Here is a 15759-nt window from a genome sequence, read left to right on the forward strand (position 1 = left end):
TCGTCAGTCGTGATACGGACACCGTATTTCACCCCGCCGACACCGCCGCGGCTCGCACCTGGCAGCTCACCGCGTTTCCGTCAGCCCCCGCACTGCCGAGCGCACCAATTCCAGTATCGTCGGCCATTTTTCGGACTCGGGGTCGATGAGATCGAAATGGTGGGTGTGCGGCAGCACCACCGATTCGGCCGGGCTGTCCTGGCTCAACGCGACGGGAACGGACTGATCGTCGGTGCCGTGCACCAGGAGCACACCGGGCTGGCGCGGCGACAGGCGCACTTGGGGGTCCAGGTCGGCATACCGGCGCGGGTGCTGTTCGGGAGTCCCGCCCATCCACCTGGTGACGGCATCGTCGGCCAGGTGCAGCCGGGACGCGCGTGCGAGATCCGCCACCGGCGCCAAGGCGAGGACCTCGGCCTGGCGCTGGTAGGCCCGCGTCAGCGCAAGCATCCCGCCCGCGGAATGGCCGACCCACAGCGCCGGCTCGGTCAAGCCGGTCTCGAACAGGTCCAGATCCTCGATCGCGATCTGGGGTTCGCCTGGCACGCGCCGATATTCCGGCAGTACGACCCGAAACCCTTCGCGGGCGAGGGCGCGGGCGAGCGGCCTGGCATGGGTCCGATCAATGGTTGGCCGAAAGTAGCCGCCATGGATGTTCACCACGGTTGGTCCCGATTCGCCGAACACCTCCATCACCTGGTCCGGGTGTGAACCGTAGGACGTGACAACGCCCGGGTCGGCGCCCAGCCGCAGCAACCGGTCGATTGCCACCAGTTCCTGGTGCTCGAAACTCTCGTGGTCTGTCAACGGCCACCCCTCTTCTCTCAGGGCAAGTTAGCAAAACACGATCTGTGGCCTACCGGTTCCGCTCGAGGTACCTTATTTATACGCGTACTAAAACTGTGAACGGGGGAACGATGACCGTGATCGACCTTGCCGAGGCGAGGGAGCAGTCCACACCACCACCGAGTGCTGATTCCGCAGCGGGACAGCGTATTTCGGGTCTACTGCGCCCACATCTGTTGAGTTTCACCGCCGTGATCGTGCTGCAGGTCATCGGTGCCGTCGCGGGTCTGGCACCGCTGCTCGCGGTCGTCGAATTGGGTCGCACGCTGTTGTCGCCGGGTCCGCTCGATCACGGTCATGTCTGGGCCGTGGTGATCGCGGGTGCGGTCGGCTTACTCGTGCGACTGCTGTTCACGGCCGCTTCGGCGGGCATCGGACATGTCGTCGACAGCCGGGTGCAACTGTCGTTTCGCAGGCAGCTGGCCGCGCGGCTCGGGCGGGTGCCGATCGGCTGGTTCGCGCGGCGCCGAACCGGCGAGCTGGCGAAGGTGGTCGGCGAGGACGTCGGTGCCGTGCACCCGTTCATCGCGCACGCGCCGGGCGAGCTCGTCTCCGCGTTCGTGGTGCCGCTGGTATCGCTGAGCTATCTTTGCACCGTCGACTGGCGGCTCACGCTGATCACGCTGATACCGGTGGTGTTGGCGATAGCGCTTGTCCCCCTGATGATGACGCCGATCCGGCTGCGCGAACAGCAGGAGTTCGATACGGCCATGGGCCAGATCGCGAGTTCGGTGGTCGAGTTCGTGCAGGGCATCTCGGTGGTCAAGGCGTTCGGCGGATCCGGGCGCGCGCACAGTAAATTCCGCACGGCCGCAGACACTTTCGTCGATACCTTCCTGCACTGGGTGCGCGCGGTCTCCGCGATCGCCGCGGGGATGCAGTTGGCGCTGTCGCCGCCGTTCGTGCTGCTCGTCGTGCTGATCGGCGGTACCGCGCTGATCACGAACGGCGCACTGGCCCCGGCGGATCTGCTGCCGTTCCTGCTGCTCGGTCTGGGCCTGACCGCTCCGGTGGCGGCACTTGGCCACGGCTTCGACGATATGCAGGCCGCCTGGCGCGCGGTCGGGCGGATCGAGGACGTGCTTGCCGTGCCACCCCTACCGGAGCCGATGAATCCGGTTGCGGCGCAGGGACATCGGGTCGAGCTGCGGGATGTTCGATTCGGCTATGAGGCCGATCACGAGGTGTTGCGCGGCATCGACCTGGTGCTCGAACCGGGGACGGTCACCGCGCTCGTCGGGCCTTCGGGCAGCGGAAAGTCCACGCTGGTACAGCTTTTGCCGCGATTCTTCGACCCGACGCACGGTTCGGTCGTCCTGGGTGGTGTCGATCTGCGGGAACTGAGCAGTCGGGACCTCTACCGGACGGTCTCCTTCGTCTTCCAGGACGTTCGCCTGTTGCGCGCGTCGATCGCGGACAATATCGCGCTGGCGGTTCCGCATGCCGACCTCGATGCGGTGGTTCGCATTGCCAAGCTGGCGAATATCCACGATCGAATTCTCCAGCTGCCGCGCGGCTACGAGTCGGTGATCGGCGCGGATGTCGAACTGTCCGGCGGTGAGGCGCAACGCATTTCGATCGCGCGCGCCCTGCTCGCCGACGCACCGGTGCTTGTGCTGGACGAGGCAACCGCCTTCGCCGACCCGCAGACCGAACACGCGGTGCGCGAAGCCCTTTCGACGCTGGCGGGCGATCGGACGATTCTCGTCATCGCGCATCGACTCGAGACGGTCGCCGACGCCGACACCGTGGTGATGCTCGACGACGGGGTGATCGTCGAACGGGGCAGGCCCGGCGAATTGCTCACGCAGAACGGAAGATTCGCGGAGTTCTGGCGTTCGCACCAGGCCGCAGAGATCGAAACCCAAGTACCGCGAGGAGATGAGCTCCGATGATTCGCATGCTGCTGCAGGTGCTCGGCCCTGAGTACGCCCGGTCGATGCGCCACACCATGGCCCTGATGACGCTCACCGCGATTGTCGAGGGGTTGTCCTACGCACTGCTGGTTCCCGTGCTGCGGGCGCTGTTCGGGAGTGACCCCGGCGCTGCCGAACCTTGGCTGATCGCGTTCGGGGTCGCGGTCGCGGTGTACGCGGCGCTGCGCTATCGCAGCGACCTGTCCGGGTTCCGGGTCGGGGCGACGATGTTGCGCGGGATGTATCACCGGCTCGGTGATCATCTGGCGCGCTTGCCCATTGGCTGGTACAGCGCCAACCGGGTCGGTGAGGTGTCCGTGCTGGCCAGTCGCGGTCTCTTGCAGGCGATGAGTGTGGCGGCGCATCTGCTTGCGCCGTTCATCTCCGCGTGTGTCACTCCGCTGACGATCATCGTCGTGATGTTCGCCTTCCAATGGCAGCTGGGGTTGGCCGCGTTGGTCGCCGTGCCGCTGGTCGCGGCGGTGCAGATCTGGACGGGACGCTCGATGGCCGCCGCCGATGCGGACAGCGCCGAACGCGGGCGCGAGGCCTCGGCGCGAGTCATCGAATACCTGCAGGCCCAGCCGGTGCTGCGGGCTGGCGGCCGGACCGGTGCGCGGTTCAGGTTGCTCGACGACTCGCTGTCCGACGTCCAGCGTGCGGCCCGGCGTTCCACGCTGTCGGCGCTGCCCGGCGCGGTGGGCCTTACGCTCACGGTGCAGGCGATGTTCACCGCGCTGCTGATCCTCGCCACCTACCTCGCACTCGGCGGAAACATCAGCGCGGCAGAGGTTTTGGCGATCCTGGTGCTCACCGCCCGGTGTGCCGATCCGCTGCTCTCGCTGACCGATATCGGCGGGAAACTGCGCGGCGCACGTGCCGAACTGGCCAGGCTCGACGCGGTGCTGCGCGCCGAGCCGCTGCCGGAAGCTCGCGAACCGATCGAGCCGGTGAGCCGCGACCTGCGGTTCGACTCTGTGACCTTCCGGCAGCACAACCGCACCTTGATCGACAGCCTGTCGTTGGCTGTTCCACAGGGACAGCGGCTCGCCATTGTCGGACCATCGGGTGCGGGCAAGTCCACCTTGCTGCGGTTGCTCGCGCGGTTCTACGACGTAGACGAAGGTGCGGTGCGGGTGGGAGGCGTCGATGTGCGCGCCATCAGCACCGAGGTTTTGATGCGGCAGATCGCCATCGTCTTCCAGGATGTCTATCTCTTCGACGGCACCATCGAGGAGAACGTACGCCTCGGCCGTCCCGACGCCGGCGAAGCCGAGGTGCGCGCCGCGGCGACCGCCGCGCGACTCGACGAGGTGATCGAGCGCCTGCCCGGCGGTTGGGCGACACACGTCGGCGAAGGCGGCGCACTGCTGTCCGGCGGTGAGCGCCAACGTGTTTCGATCGCACGCGCGCTGCTGAAGAACGCCCCCATCGTGCTACTCGACGAGGTGACCTCGGCGCTGGACCCGACCAACGAGGCGGCCGTCCACGCGGGTATCGAGCGCCTGATGGCGGGCCGAACAGTGGTCATGGTCGCGCACCGCCTGCGCACCGTGCAACGCGCCGACCACATCGTCTTCCTCGACGGCGGCCGCATCGTCGAACAGGGCAGCCACGAAGAACTACTGCATCGCGATGGCCGCTACGCCGCTTTCTGGGATATCTCCATGGTGCCGTAGCAAGTGCCGAGGTCAGACCGTGCGCGCCATGACGATGTCGTCGACGTATTCGCCGTCGATGCGGAACTCACCGCGCAGGGTGCCTTCGACGACGAAGCCCATGCGTTCGTAGAGTCGGCGGGCATCGGTGTTGGGGGACAGGACACGGAGGCTGAGGCGGGTCGCGCCCTGGCGACGGGATTCGGCGACGGCATTCTCGATGAGGTCGGAGCCGATACCGTTGCCGCGGAATTCTTCATCGACGACGAAGCCCTGAATATGGCGGACGTGGGCACAGCTCGGGACCGGAATCGGTTGAATCAGGCGAAGATAGCCGACGACCCGGTTGTCGAGTACCGCGACCAGGTAGTGCTCCGGCGAGTCGGATTCGCCGAAGAACGGACGGCCCCGAGGTGGGCGCGGAGCAATCTCGGACACCGGAGACCAACTGCGCCAATTGAGATCGGCCAGTTGGGCATCGTCCGCGAGGGTCGCCTTACGGATGGTCACCATGTCCATGTCCGACAGTCTGCCGGATTTGGCCGCGCAGTGTCGCGGAGATTTGCCGAACGGGACCGTGCCGCGAATCCCCTTGCGGTCCAGCAGTATTCAGACATTGCCCTAGCCGATGCTGAAAGGTTGGCCCCACAGTGTTTCGGTGTCGTCCATGACGTTGTCGTGCACCGTGACCGTCGTGTAGGCGCGGGCTTCGGCGGCGCCTGCGCAACCTTCCACGGACAGCGTGTGATTCACGTATTGGGTGATGCCGGAGGTGCCGGTGAAGGTGTAGTCCTCGATCTTCTTGGTGGCTACTTTGCCTGGCTTCAGCTGAATGCTCAAAGAGGGGTCGGCGTAGGGCGAGACGCCCGAATTGTTCACGGTGCCACCGGCGTAACCGCCAGCACTGAGGCCGTCGCTGCCCCCGTTGCCGCCCTTATCGGGGCCGGCGGGGGTGTCGGTTTTCGGGTCGCTCGGCGTATCGCCGCTGCCGTCCGCATGCGTGGCACTGCCCAGATCCACCTGGCAGCCAACGAGATAGCCGGTCTCGATCCGGCCGCCGCTGACCGTGACACCGGCGGGCACGGTGAGGTGTATCGACGTCACACCGGACACCCACACGTTGCGGGAGAGCGGGCTCGACGCCATCGACCCGGAGATCGTCGCCTGCTCGCCGGTGCGGTCGACCGCGGCGGCGACACCGTCGCGAGTGGTGAACTGGTCGTGCCCGTCGGGGAGTGTCACCGGGGTGTCTGCTCGTGCCAGACCGGTCGGCACCAGCAGGAAGGCGCCCGCGACCAGCGCGGCGCACAGTGAACCGCGCATCGCGCTGTTCCTCTCGTTCGATCGATTCACGTCGCTCAGCCGACGCTGAACGGGTCGCCGTACAACGTCACTTCGGCCGAACCCTTGTCGTTGGTGACGGTCAACGCGCTGTAGGCGCGCGCCTCCGCGAATCCACCGCACCCGCTCAGCTGAATACCGCGATTGCGGTACGCGATACCGACGGCACCCGCCGCGGGATCGATCGTCTTGGAGCCGAACTTCACCACCGCCACTCCCCCGGGCACCAGCTTGATACTTGGGTTCAATTCCGGCGACATCGATTCGGGCGACAGGTAGACATCACCGCCGAGCGACAACCCACCGGATAGATCCACCTGGCAGCCGACCAGATACCCGGTTTCCAAGGTGCCGCCCGTCGCGCCCGGGACCGTGGCATACGCGGTACCCGATAGCTGCGCCGTCCGTGACATGCCGTTGGCGGCCAGCGACGGTGAGATGATCGCGGTCTCACCGGTCCTGGTCAGGTCAACCGGAATACCGGTCGCCGTGGTCAATGCCTGCTCACCGGCAGGCAGCGGCACCACGGTATCGGCGCCCGCCACCCCACATCCGAGCATCAGCACTGCCAGCCCGACGCCGATACCGGCCGCGCCGCGGCCGACACCATCAAGCACCCTCATCAAACCTCATCCTCGACAGCAAGCAGGAACCGCAAAGGTCGCACACAAAGTTGAACGTCAGCTGGGAATCACCGGTGTGCTTCCTGTATGCCGAGTCCGTGGGCGCATTCGACCAAAGGGATTCCGGCGGCATCGAATTCGTGCGGCGTCAGGACCGCCCGCCGATGCCGCCGGATCCCGGGTCCACTGCTGGCTGCCGGAGGCGCGCTACGGCACCAGCAGATACCACTCCGCGAACGTGCCCTTGATGGGCCATGCGGCCGCCATGACCTTGGCCGGTCCCATCCCCACCCACAGGTCCGCCGTGACGGTGTCGCCCGGCGTCGCGTCGGCGCCGACATAGACATCCTGGGTTCGCGGACCCGCCGAACCCACCCAGCCCAGCTTCACCTGGTTGCCGCACGGGCCGCCCAGGTAACCGCGCGGTGTCACATGTGCCAGCACGTGGCCGGGCCGCCGCGGCGCGGCCTCGAGTGCGACATCGATCGCGCCCGCGCAGAAGCTCGCGTCGCCGAAGGTGTAGAGCGAGGTTCCGACGGTCGTCAATTGCGGCAGCGGATCAGCCTGTGCCGGAGCCGCCACCCCAATAGACAACGCAGCGACCACCGCTGCCACCATTCCCGCCAGCATTCGCCGCGCCCTCATCACTTGAATCCCTTCCCACATAACATCATTCGCGGCCGCACCACCCGCTTCAGCCACTCGCTTCAGCACACCCGGCGATAGCGCGCCATTGCGCAGCGGCAGCTATTTCATGGGTCAGCGTATCGAAACAAACCACTCCCGGCGGTGTCGTTAAGACCCACCTAATCGCGCCTGAAGTTCAGCTCTACCAACAGCATTCGTTCGATGCAGCCAACTCGACCGGCAAAGGGCGGGCGCGGTCTGGCGCGGCCGGTCGGGCAATGCGGGTCGCCTGGGCCAGGCCCCACAGGGCCAGGGCGGCAAAGGAGTAGGCGGCGCCGACCCAGCAGGAGCCCGACCAGCCCCAGGTGCCGTATGCCCAGGTGGTGGTGATCGCGCCGAGGGCGGATCCGAGGGAGTAGAAGGACATGTAGGCGCCTATGACGCTGCTGGCCTGGTCTGGATGGGCTGCGGTCAGTAGGTGTTGGCTACTGACATGTACTGCCTGGACGGCGAAGTCGAGCAGGATGATGCCGATGATGAGCAACCACAGGGTTGCTTCGGTCCGGGCGATGAGTAGCCAGGAGGCGGTGAGCAGCGCCAGGGCGGAACCGGTAATCGCTTGTGCGCGACCGGAATCGGCCCATCGTCCCGCGCGGGCGGCGCCGAGTGCTCCGGCCAGGCCCACCAGTCCGAACAGGCCGATCTGGGTGGTGCCGAAGTTCCAGGGATCGGTGCCGAGCGGGAAAGCGAGCCCGCTCCAGAGGGTTCCGAAGGACGCAAAGAGCAAGAAGGTGATCAGCCCTCGGCTCAGGAACAGGCGATCCGTGCGCACGAGCCGCCCCATCGATGCCAGCACCTGCGCGTAGCGTGCGCCGGGAGTGCCGCGGTCCGGGTCGAGTGTCGCGCGGACGGTGAAAGCCAGTGCCACGCAGAGCATTGCGAGCAGTGCGTACACGGCGCGCCAGCTGACCGTGTCGCCAAGAACTCCCGCGAGGACGCGGACGCCGAGGATGCCGATCACCACACCGGAGGTGACCGCGCCGATATTGCGGCCCCGCTCGTTCGGCGCGGACACGGCGGCGACGTAGGCAACGGTCACCTGAACAACAACCGCGAACAGACCCGCGATCGCCAGCCCCGTCACCGCGACGGCACCGTTCGGCGCGACGGCAACGACCGCGGCCCCGACGGCGGTGAGCGCGAGATGCACGGTGATGAGCCGACGCCGATTCACCACGTCGCCGAGCGGGACCAGCAGCACGAGACCGACGAAGTAGCCGACCTGCCCGGCGGCCACCAGCCAGCCCAGCGACCCGCGCGCCAATCCAAGGCTGCTGCCCGCTGTCGCCAATACCGGCTGGATCGCATAGATCGTCGACACGGCCACCGCGCACACCAGTGCCAGGACGAACCGCTGCGACCTGGTAACTCCTGTCGCCACCACACCCTCCAAAATTAGTAGCAAAATGCAACCATTGGAGCGTAGGGCATAATGGTTTCGAAGTGCAACCAATCAGGAGGAGGGTCATGACCACGACGCTCGGTTCCGGCCGCGAGTGGACCGACCCCACCTGCCCGGTCGCGCGAACCGTCGACCTCGTCGGCGACCGATGGAGCCTGCTGATCGTGCGTGACGCCATGGACGGCGCGGCGACGTTCACCGAATTCCAGCAGCGGCTCGGGATCGCCAGGAACATCCTCAGCGATCGCCTGCGCAGGCTCGTCGAGCACGGCATCCTCGCCACGAGCACCGCTCCGGGCGGCAAGCGGCACAGCTACGAACTCACCTCAGCCGGGCAGGATCTGTTCACCATCGTCGTGGCGTTGCGCCAGTGGGGCGAACGCCACGCCTTCACCGGCAACGAACCGCACTCGACACTCGTCGATCATGACGGCGGCCCCGTCGCCCGACTGCGCACCGAAAATCACGAGGGCGAGCGCGTCACCGCGGCGACCACCCGAGTCCGCAAGGTCGGCTCGGAAGATGCGTAATCTGCTGCACCGCAAGCGATTCGGATAGCACGGTCCGCGTCGACGGCGGAGTCGTCATTCGCGGGCTGCCAGCCACGCCACGATGGCGGCCACCGCCTCCGGATCCAGGCTGGCATCGTCAGCGTTGTAACCGACCATGACCTGGGCCTGAACCAGCTCCGAACGCGGTCTCGGCTCGTGCTTCAGCACGTGGTTCGCGTTCTCGGGGAACAGGAACGTCACGTCTTCGCGCCCCGCGGCCGCACGTCGCAACGGATCGCCGTCGACCTGCCAGTCCACCTGAACGTCCTTCTTGCCGATGACGACGAGGACGGGCACGCTCACCCGGCCGAGCGGGGCCACCGCATCCGCCGTCCACAACTCGCGGGCGAAGGGCAGATTGGCCGGGCTTTCCAAGGCGCGCAGGATATTCGTAACATCTTCGGGGAGAACGGGATCCGCGGCGATGGGCTCGCCCGCCAGGAACCGCGCGATCGACGCGTCGTACAGGCCGAGCAGCTCCGCGCCGTTGGGGATCGCCGTCGCCTGCGCGGCCAACTGCGATCTGGCCACGTCACCGACGGCGCGACCAGGAGGGCCGGTGAGCACCAACCCGGCGAAAGGGGGTTCGACGTCGTGCATCGCGTAATTGAGAACGTGCAGCGTCCCCTCGCTGTTGCCGAGTCCGAAAATCCGATCGGCGCGGACGTTGTCCTCGGCCGCGAGGGCGCGCACGGCGCCGGTGAGCTCGTCGAGGTGGCTCTGCATGCTCATCTTGCCGATCAGCAGCGGAATGGTCTCCCGCACATGGGGTCCCGACGCGCGCTTGTCGTAGCGCAACGAGGCGATGCCCGCCCGACCGAGCGCCTCCGCCAGCAGGCGGCCGCTTCCGTTGGATCCGGGAAGCAGCGGCGAATTCCAGTCGCGGTCGGTGGGACCGCTACCGGCCACCAGCACTACGCCGGGGAACGGACCCTCGCCGTCGGGCCGCAGCAGCGTCCCGTACACGGTGGTCGGACCGAGCGACCAGCTGACCTCGCGGCTCTGCACCTACGCATCGTACGTCCGCGGCGTCGCGGGTCCCGGCGGTTAGAAGGGCGGGGGCACGTCGATGGTCAGCTCGGACGGGTTGGGGTTCGTGCTCACCTGGACGGCGACGCGGCCAGCACCGTCGAGCGTAAAGAAGGCGGCGTTCCACCCGTAATGGCTGTCGTGCTCGGTTGTCCGCGTCTCGGTATTGCTCACACCGGTATCCAGATTGCGCATCGTGACCGTCGTGGAGATTTGACAGTTGTTGCCCATCGAAGCGGACAACGAGCTGAACGGATTGCTGGCGGCATCGGGAGCGAAATTCACCGTTACCCTTGCCGAGCTATCGATGAAGTTCGCAAACTCACGGGCCTGTTGGCCCTGACTGTACGACACCTCGGCGCTGACCGTTCCGGAACACCCCGGTCCAGCGTCGACGTGCGCAGGTTCGAAAGACGTCGGATCCGCAGACGCTGGACCAGCGGATATGACGAACGTGACCATCGGAAGAATCGATACTGCCGCACACTTCAGAACGCCTCGCATCATGACTCCCGTCCTCGGGCGGATCAGCCGCGGGTCGATCCCCTCGGACCACGCCGCCACTGCGGATCCAGCAATTTGCTAGCAAAGTTCCACGCTAGCAGAGCCGGTCCGACTCCATCGACTCGCGAGCGGGAGCCAGCACACGCGAACGGCCAACGCCGGTCCGGCGTAGGTTGCTGGGTCCCGCCCCGGTCGATCCCGCCGGGATCAGTTCACCCGGATGCCGTCCGGACTCGCGTTGACGCGGATGCCGTCCTGAGTAGTGGCGCCGTCGCGAGTCTTCGGAGTCCATGTGTCGGCGCCGTCCCGATTGTTCGGAGTCCACGTGTCGGCGCCGTCCCGAGTCGCGACGCCCTCCCGAGTCGCATTCGGATTCCCACTCTGCGAGCTGCTGTCCCCCGGTGCGACCTGCGAGCGGCTGTCATTGTTCGCCCAAGCCTGTGCGCTACCGAGAATCAGCGCACTGATCACGGCGGCGCCAGCGATACCGGCGCGGATAGTTGCATTCATCATGTACTCCGTTGCTCTGATGGAATAGCGGCCTCGACTCTCAACGCTAGAAACCGAGCCGACCTGCGACAAGACCGCAGAAGGCCGGGCGCAATGGTCGGGGGGATCGTGCGCCGTGGCAACGAATTCGCGCCGCAAGCGTCGCGCCAGGGCGGTGCAAGAGGTGTCGAAAAGCATTGGCTCATGGATGAATTCGATGTGCACGAGCGGAGGCCGATCACCCTCCGAGCTGGCAGCACCGTGCTGTTCACCGGCGATTCGATCACCGACCCGCAACGGCTCGAGAACGAAGAGGGCCACCGATTCGGCTATCCGCTGCGCATCGCGGACGAGTGGCGACTGCGGCACCCGGACCGGCCGGTGACCTGGCTGAACTCCGCGCTCGCAGGCTGCAAGGTGATGGACCTCGAAACACGTTGGCAGGCAGACGTTCTCGACGCACGCCCGGACGTGGTGTCGATTCTCGTCGGCATCAACGACGTCGGCTGGCATTCGCTCGCCCCGGACGGCTACCTGATCTCCGCGCAGGACTACGCGGCGGGATACGAACGGCTGCTCGCACCCCTCGCCGACACCGGTGCCGAGCTGATCCTCATCGAGCCGTTCCTCCTGCCGATCAGCGGCGCCATCGAGGTCGGCAACGGCTACGCGATTATCGACGAAGCGGGCCGCAAGCAGTGGCGCGCCGACCTGGACCCGAAGATCCAGGTCGTGCGCGAACTCGCCCGCGAGTACGGCGCGCGGCTGCTTGCCGCGGACGGCATGTTCGCCGAGCTCGCCGCGACGACCGGACCGGAGTACTTGGCCGAGGACGGCGTGCACCCGACACCGGCTGGTCACGCCGCACTCGCGGCGGCCTGGCTCGGCCTGGTCGCACCGGCCGAAGTCCAGGCCTGAGCGAGACGATCAGCCGGCTACCCGCTGGCTCAGTTGCCCGGTCGCCGCGTTCAGTGTTGGCAGGTAGCCGTGGGCGTGGCCGTCCTCGTTGGGGTGATAGGACTCGACGGGGTCGGCGATGTTCAGTTGATTGATCCACGGATCTTCACCGCAGATGCCGTGCCCGGCGAAGCGGGAGGTCGGGTTGGCGAAGCTGAATCCGGCGGACTGGGCACGGGCCGCGATGACCCGGTCGAGTTCGTCGGCCCCGCGGTTGAGGGAGTCGCGTTTGTGCAGGCTGAAGCTCAACGGACAGGCATCACGTTCGAAGAGCCTCGGGTAGCCGAGGACGACGACCTTGGCTTTCGGCGCCTTGGCCTTGATGTCTTGGTAGAGCCCGTCGAGGCGGCCGGGCAGTGTGTGGTTGGCGTAGGAGATGCCACCGTTGACGGCCGCGTCGCAGCTGGCGTCGCTGGCGGGGAACACGCAGGAGCGCAGGATGTCGGAGAAGCCGGCGTCGTTGCCACCGGCGGTGATGGTGACCAGGCCGGTCCGGTCGTTCAGCGCGCCCAGTTGGCTGTTGCGCACGTCCTGGGTGGTTGCGGCGCTGCAGGCGTTGAAGGTGAAGGAGCCCACCGCGTGGGATCCCGCCCATAGTGCGGGGTAGGCGGAGTCGCTGCGAAGGCAGTCACCGCTGTCGGGGCGGTAGTCGCCGATGCCGACGCCGGACGAGTATGAGTCGCCAAGTGCGACATAGTCGGTGGATGCCGGGGTGTCGGCAAGGGCGACGGTAGCGGGCAGCAAGGCGGTCACGAGTGCGGCGAAGGTCGCCTGCAATGCACGGGCGCGAATCATTGTTTTGCTCCAAGGAAAGGCAACAGCGGCGCGGAAGTAATGGGAGCACTGCCGTTCAGCGAAAACGGCTATGTGCAGTGCGGAGAGACAAATGAGGACAGAGTCACGATACGAACCCCTCCGGCTCCACCACGAAAACCGTTGCTCCCCACCGTCTGACATGCGGCAATGCGCAACTGGGGAGTGCTGCTCGGCGTTGCCGTGCCGAGCAGCCGCGCGATTTTCCTTCGGTACCGGCGCTGCTGGCCGGTTGGTTACTCGGTGAATACCGAACGCTACTGCGCCGGTGCGGCTGTCGGGTCAGCCCGGCAGTTGTGCGCCTTCGGCGAAGTCCGTGGTGCGCGAGAGGTCGGCCCACTTGTCGATCTCGGCGTCCACGGCCGCTCGCCCGGCTCGCACCAGCCGCAGGGCGTCGGAGCCGAGTACCAGGTGCGCCGGTGGCTCCGCCGCCCCGATCACCGAAAGTATTGCGGCCGCGGCCTTTTCCGGATCTCCGAGCTGATTGCCGTCGGCCGCCCTTCGGTGTGCGCGCACCGGATCCATCAGCTCGTCGTAGTCCGAGATCGAACGTTCGGTGCGAACCATGGATCGCCCCGCCCAGTCGGTGCGGAACGAACCGGGCGCGACGGCCGTGACGTGGATGCCGAACCCGGCGACCTCCTTGCCGAGCGTCTCGAGAATTCCCTCCAAGGCGTATTTGCTGCCGTGGTAGTACGCCAGGCCCGGCACCGTCATGAGCCCACCCATGGAAGTGATGCCCAGAATGTGGCCCGATCGCCGGGCCCGCAGGTGCGGCAGCACCGCCTGGATGGTGGCGACCGCGCCGAAGACGTTGACCGCGAACTGGTTTCGCAGTTCGGCCAGTGGCGATTCCTCGAAGACCCCTTCGTGGCCGTATCCGGCGTTGGCGATAACGACGTCGATCGGGCCGACCGTCGATTCGATGTCATTCACCGTGTCGAGGACCGCCGCGTCGTCGGTGACGTCGAGAATCCGCGCGAGGGCGCGGCTCGGATGCAGTGCTCGGAATTGCGCGGCATCGGCTTCGCGGCGGACGGTGCCGACCACGACGTGGCCGTCCTGGATGGCCTTGCGCGCGATCGCCTGTCCGAAGCCGGAACTCACGCCGGTGATGAGGAAGGTCTTGCCGGTGATTCGATCAGTCATCCGGCAAATCTACACTCTGTTATATAAAATCAACACAGTGTAGAAAATAATCTTCCCGGGGTAGGATGGCGTTCGTGCCCGAGACCGGAACCCCCCGCGGCCGCCGCCGGACCGCGCCAACCAAGGGCGACCAGCGCGAGCAAGCCATCCTCGACGCCGCCGAAAAGCAGCTGGACGCCATCGGATTCGATCGGATGACGATCGAGACGATCACCAAGGCGGTTGGCATCACCCGGGGAGCGTTCTACTTCTACTTCGCCTCCAAGAACGCGGTCCTTGCCGCCCTGGTCGCGCGAACCGTGGCCACGCTGCGCACGGAGATCGAAGCCGCCGACGCCTCCGGCGAACCGGCGCTCGCCCTGCGCCGCAGCATCGACCAGACCCGCGACATGTGGCGCGACCACGGCAATGTCATGCGCGCCGCCGTCGAGCTCAGCCCCACCGTCGAGGCCGTCGGCGAGAGCTGGCATTCGGCCGTCGCCGCCATTCGCGACATCACCCGGGGCATCGGCCGGCGCGCCGGGCTTGCCGATGACCACGGTCCGACCGGCGCGCACGCCATCACGACCGCACTCGTGTGGATGACCGAGCGCGCGTTCTATCAAGCGTCGAAGGCCGGCAGCTCACTCGACGACACCGCGGCGACCCTCACCCACCTGTGGCTCAACGCCCTGAGGCTTGATGGCGGCTAGCAGAGGCCAGCTTGTGTTCAACGATTACGTTGTGGCACTTCGGCTATCGGGGGCGCGCAGCGGGGCGCCGACGTGGTGCAGATGTGTCAGCGCCTCGCGGTACGAGGAGATCAACCCGGTTTCGTGGTAGGGCACGCCGATTTCGGTGCAGTAGTCGCGGACGATCACCTGGGCGTGGCGCAGGTTCGGCGTCGGCATGCTCGGGAACAAGTGGTGCTCGATCTGATAGTTGAGCCCGCCGAGGGCGAGGTCGGTCAACACGCCACCGCGGACGTTGCGGGAGGTCAGCACCTGACGACGGAGGTAGTCGGGGCGGTCGTCGCCGGTCAAGGTCGGCATGCCTTTGTGGTTCGGGGCGAAGATGCAGCCCATGTACAGGCCGAAGAGGCCTTGGTGTACGGCGATGAACGCGAAGGCTTTGTCGGCGGGCAGAATCGCGAACAGTGCGGTCAGGTAGCTGGCGAAGTGGCCGAACAGCAGTGCGCCCTCCACGCCGCGGTGTTTGACCGATCGACTTCTGAGCGCACGTACGCCGGCCACGTGCAGGTTCAGGCCCTCCAGCAACAGGAGCGGGAAGAACAGGAACGCCTGCGCCCTTCCGATGAGACGAGCCAGACCGCGGCTGGACCGTGCCTGCCGTTGTGACCAGACCAGAATGTCGGGCGCGACATCGGGGTCGAGTTCCTCGTGGTTCGGGTTGGCGTGATGGCGGGTGTGCTTGTCCTGCCACCAGCCGTAGCCGAGGCCGATGCCCGCGTTGCCGACGAGTCGTCCCACCAACTCCGTCGGCTGCCGGAGCCGGAAGACTTGGCGGTGTGCGACATCGTGCATGACGAGCGCGACTTGCGCGAACGTCACGGCCATGAAGCCAGCGACCAGCAGCGTCCACCACGAATCGCCGATGAGGACGAACGCCGCCCAGCCAGCCGCGAACGCGATGCCGACGAGGCTGAGCCGGACGGCATAGTAGACCGGACGCCGGTTCAGCAGCCCCGCCTCGGAGATCCGGCGCAACAGGCGGGGGTAATCGCCGTCGGCGCCGCGCCGCGGTGTCCGCGCGGGTGACTCGGGGACCAAAGCAGGTGTCGTCATAGATCTTCCT

17 protein-coding genes are annotated in these 15759 nt (G+C 66.7%); 5 read left to right on the forward strand and 12 right to left on the reverse strand.

What is annotated here, in order from left to right; genetic code table 11:
• Positions 1-66 precede the first annotated feature (66 nt).
• Positions 67-807, reverse strand: a complete 741-nt coding sequence (locus tag OG203_RS15600; protein ID WP_405166374.1) for an alpha/beta hydrolase family protein — start codon at positions 805-807, stop codon at positions 67-69.
• Positions 808-917: 110 nt separating this feature from the next.
• Here OG203_RS15600 and OG203_RS15605 point away from each other — a divergent pair, with 110 nt between their 5' ends.
• Both OG203_RS15605 and OG203_RS15610 read left to right on the forward strand, forming a co-directional pair.
• Positions 918-2741: an ABC transporter ATP-binding protein gene (locus tag OG203_RS15605; RefSeq protein ID WP_405166375.1), complete on the forward strand. Its 1824-nt coding sequence runs from the start codon at positions 918-920 to the stop codon at positions 2739-2741.
• Positions 2738-4441 carry an ABC transporter ATP-binding protein gene (locus OG203_RS15610; protein ID WP_405166376.1) on the forward strand — a complete coding sequence of 568 codons (1704 nt, stop codon included), beginning with the start codon at positions 2738-2740 and terminating at the stop codon, positions 4439-4441. Before OG203_RS15605 ends, OG203_RS15610 begins: the two co-directional genes overlap by 4 nt.
• Positions 4442-4453: 12 nt before the next feature.
• Here OG203_RS15610 and OG203_RS15615 read toward each other — a convergent pair whose 3' ends face one another.
• The 5 genes from OG203_RS15615 to OG203_RS15635 form a co-directional block, all read right to left on the reverse strand.
• Complete coding sequence (locus OG203_RS15615; RefSeq protein ID WP_405166377.1) at positions 4454-4939, reverse strand: GNAT family N-acetyltransferase; 486 nt, start codon at positions 4937-4939, stop codon at positions 4454-4456.
• 102 nt (positions 4940-5041) lie between these two features.
• Positions 5042-5743, reverse strand: a complete 702-nt coding sequence (locus OG203_RS15620) for an MspA family porin (RefSeq protein WP_405166378.1) — start codon at positions 5741-5743, stop codon at positions 5042-5044.
• A gap of 35 nt (positions 5744-5778) precedes the next feature.
• Complete coding sequence (locus tag OG203_RS15625; protein ID WP_405166379.1) at positions 5779-6384, reverse strand: MspA family porin; 606 nt, start codon at positions 6382-6384, stop codon at positions 5779-5781.
• Positions 6385-6591: 207 nt separating this feature from the next.
• Positions 6592-7029 carry a hypothetical protein gene (locus tag OG203_RS15630; RefSeq protein WP_405166380.1) on the reverse strand — a complete coding sequence of 146 codons (438 nt, stop codon included), beginning with the start codon at positions 7027-7029 and terminating at the stop codon, positions 6592-6594.
• Positions 7030-7213: 184 nt separating this feature from the next.
• On the reverse strand, positions 7214-8452 hold the full coding sequence (locus OG203_RS15635; RefSeq protein WP_405166381.1) for an MFS transporter: 1239 nt from the start codon (positions 8450-8452) through the stop codon (positions 7214-7216).
• Positions 8453-8538: 86 nt separating this feature from the next.
• Here OG203_RS15635 and OG203_RS15640 point away from each other — a divergent pair, with 86 nt between their 5' ends.
• Positions 8539-9003, forward strand: a complete 465-nt coding sequence (locus OG203_RS15640) for a winged helix-turn-helix transcriptional regulator (protein WP_405166382.1) — start codon at positions 8539-8541, stop codon at positions 9001-9003.
• A 54-nt stretch (positions 9004-9057) separates the two neighbouring features.
• On the opposite strand, the gene OG203_RS15645 is transcribed toward OG203_RS15640, so the two are convergent.
• From OG203_RS15645 to OG203_RS15655, 3 genes are all read right to left on the reverse strand, one after another.
• Positions 9058-10032, reverse strand: coding sequence for an alpha/beta hydrolase (locus OG203_RS15645; RefSeq protein ID WP_405166383.1), 975 nt, complete (start codon positions 10030-10032; stop codon positions 9058-9060).
• Between the two features lie 39 nt (positions 10033-10071).
• A complete protein-coding gene (locus OG203_RS15650) occupies positions 10072-10515 on the reverse strand; it encodes a hypothetical protein (protein ID WP_405166384.1) in 444 nt (147 codons plus the stop codon).
• 249 nt (positions 10516-10764) lie between these two features.
• Complete coding sequence (locus OG203_RS15655; RefSeq protein ID WP_405166385.1) at positions 10765-11067, reverse strand: hypothetical protein; 303 nt, start codon at positions 11065-11067, stop codon at positions 10765-10767.
• Positions 11068-11250: 183 nt separating this feature from the next.
• Between OG203_RS15655 and OG203_RS15660 the strand changes: the two genes are divergently transcribed.
• Positions 11251-11964, forward strand: a complete 714-nt coding sequence (locus OG203_RS15660) for a GDSL-type esterase/lipase family protein (protein ID WP_405166386.1) — start codon at positions 11251-11253, stop codon at positions 11962-11964.
• Between the two features lie 9 nt (positions 11965-11973).
• On the opposite strand, the gene OG203_RS15665 is transcribed toward OG203_RS15660, so the two are convergent.
• Together OG203_RS15665 and OG203_RS15670 are read right to left on the reverse strand one after the other, a co-directional pair.
• A complete protein-coding gene (locus OG203_RS15665) occupies positions 11974-12798 on the reverse strand; it encodes an SGNH/GDSL hydrolase family protein (RefSeq protein ID WP_405166387.1) in 825 nt (274 codons plus the stop codon).
• 300 nt (positions 12799-13098) lie between these two features.
• Positions 13099-13965, reverse strand: coding sequence for an oxidoreductase (locus tag OG203_RS15670; RefSeq protein ID WP_405166388.1), 867 nt, complete (start codon positions 13963-13965; stop codon positions 13099-13101).
• Positions 13966-14039: 74 nt separating this feature from the next.
• On the opposite strand from OG203_RS15670, the gene OG203_RS15675 reads away from it, so the two are divergent.
• Complete coding sequence (locus OG203_RS15675) at positions 14040-14657, forward strand: TetR/AcrR family transcriptional regulator (protein WP_405166389.1); 618 nt, start codon at positions 14040-14042, stop codon at positions 14655-14657.
• 24 nt (positions 14658-14681) lie between these two features.
• On the opposite strand, the gene OG203_RS15680 is transcribed toward OG203_RS15675, so the two are convergent.
• Complete coding sequence (locus OG203_RS15680; RefSeq protein WP_405166390.1) at positions 14682-15749, reverse strand: fatty acid desaturase family protein; 1068 nt, start codon at positions 15747-15749, stop codon at positions 14682-14684.
• Positions 15750-15759: the final 10 nt, after the last annotated feature.

Source organism: Nocardia sp. NBC_01499 (assembly GCF_045040275.1).
GTDB lineage: Bacteria > Actinomycetota > Actinomycetes > Mycobacteriales > Mycobacteriaceae > Nocardia.

Bases quoted from the DNA above. Each gene is read 5' to 3' on its own strand.
- OG203_RS15665 (WP_405166387.1), bottom strand. From the start codon at position 12,798: ATGATTCGCGCCCGTGCATTGCAGGCGACCTTCGCCGCACTCGTGACC.
- OG203_RS15655 (WP_405166385.1), bottom strand. From the start codon at position 11,067: ATGAATGCAACTATCCGCGCCGGTATCGCTGGCGCCGCCGTGATCAGT.
- OG203_RS15650 (WP_405166384.1), bottom strand. From the start codon at position 10,515: ATGGTCACGTTCGTCATATCCGCTGGTCCAGCGTCTGCGGATCCGACG.
- OG203_RS15670 (WP_405166388.1), bottom strand. From the start codon at position 13,965: ATGACTGATCGAATCACCGGCAAGACCTTCCTCATCACCGGCGTGAGT.
- OG203_RS15620 (WP_405166378.1), bottom strand. From the start codon at position 5,743: ATGCGCGGTTCACTGTGCGCCGCGCTGGTCGCGGGCGCCTTCCTGCTG.
- OG203_RS15615 (WP_405166377.1), bottom strand. From the start codon at position 4,939: ATGGACATGGTGACCATCCGTAAGGCGACCCTCGCGGACGATGCCCAA.
- OG203_RS15680 (WP_405166390.1), bottom strand. From the start codon at position 15,749: ATGACGACACCTGCTTTGGTCCCCGAGTCACCCGCGCGGACACCGCGG.
- OG203_RS15605 (WP_405166375.1), top strand. From the start codon at position 918: ATGACCGTGATCGACCTTGCCGAGGCGAGGGAGCAGTCCACACCACCA.
- OG203_RS15660 (WP_405166386.1), top strand. From the start codon at position 11,251: ATGGATGAATTCGATGTGCACGAGCGGAGGCCGATCACCCTCCGAGCT.
- OG203_RS15630 (WP_405166380.1), bottom strand. From the start codon at position 7,029: ATGAGGGCGCGGCGAATGCTGGCGGGAATGGTGGCAGCGGTGGTCGCT.
- OG203_RS15625 (WP_405166379.1), bottom strand. From the start codon at position 6,384: ATGAGGGTGCTTGATGGTGTCGGCCGCGGCGCGGCCGGTATCGGCGTC.
- OG203_RS15640 (WP_405166382.1), top strand. From the start codon at position 8,539: ATGACCACGACGCTCGGTTCCGGCCGCGAGTGGACCGACCCCACCTGC.
- OG203_RS15610 (WP_405166376.1), top strand. From the start codon at position 2,738: ATGATTCGCATGCTGCTGCAGGTGCTCGGCCCTGAGTACGCCCGGTCG.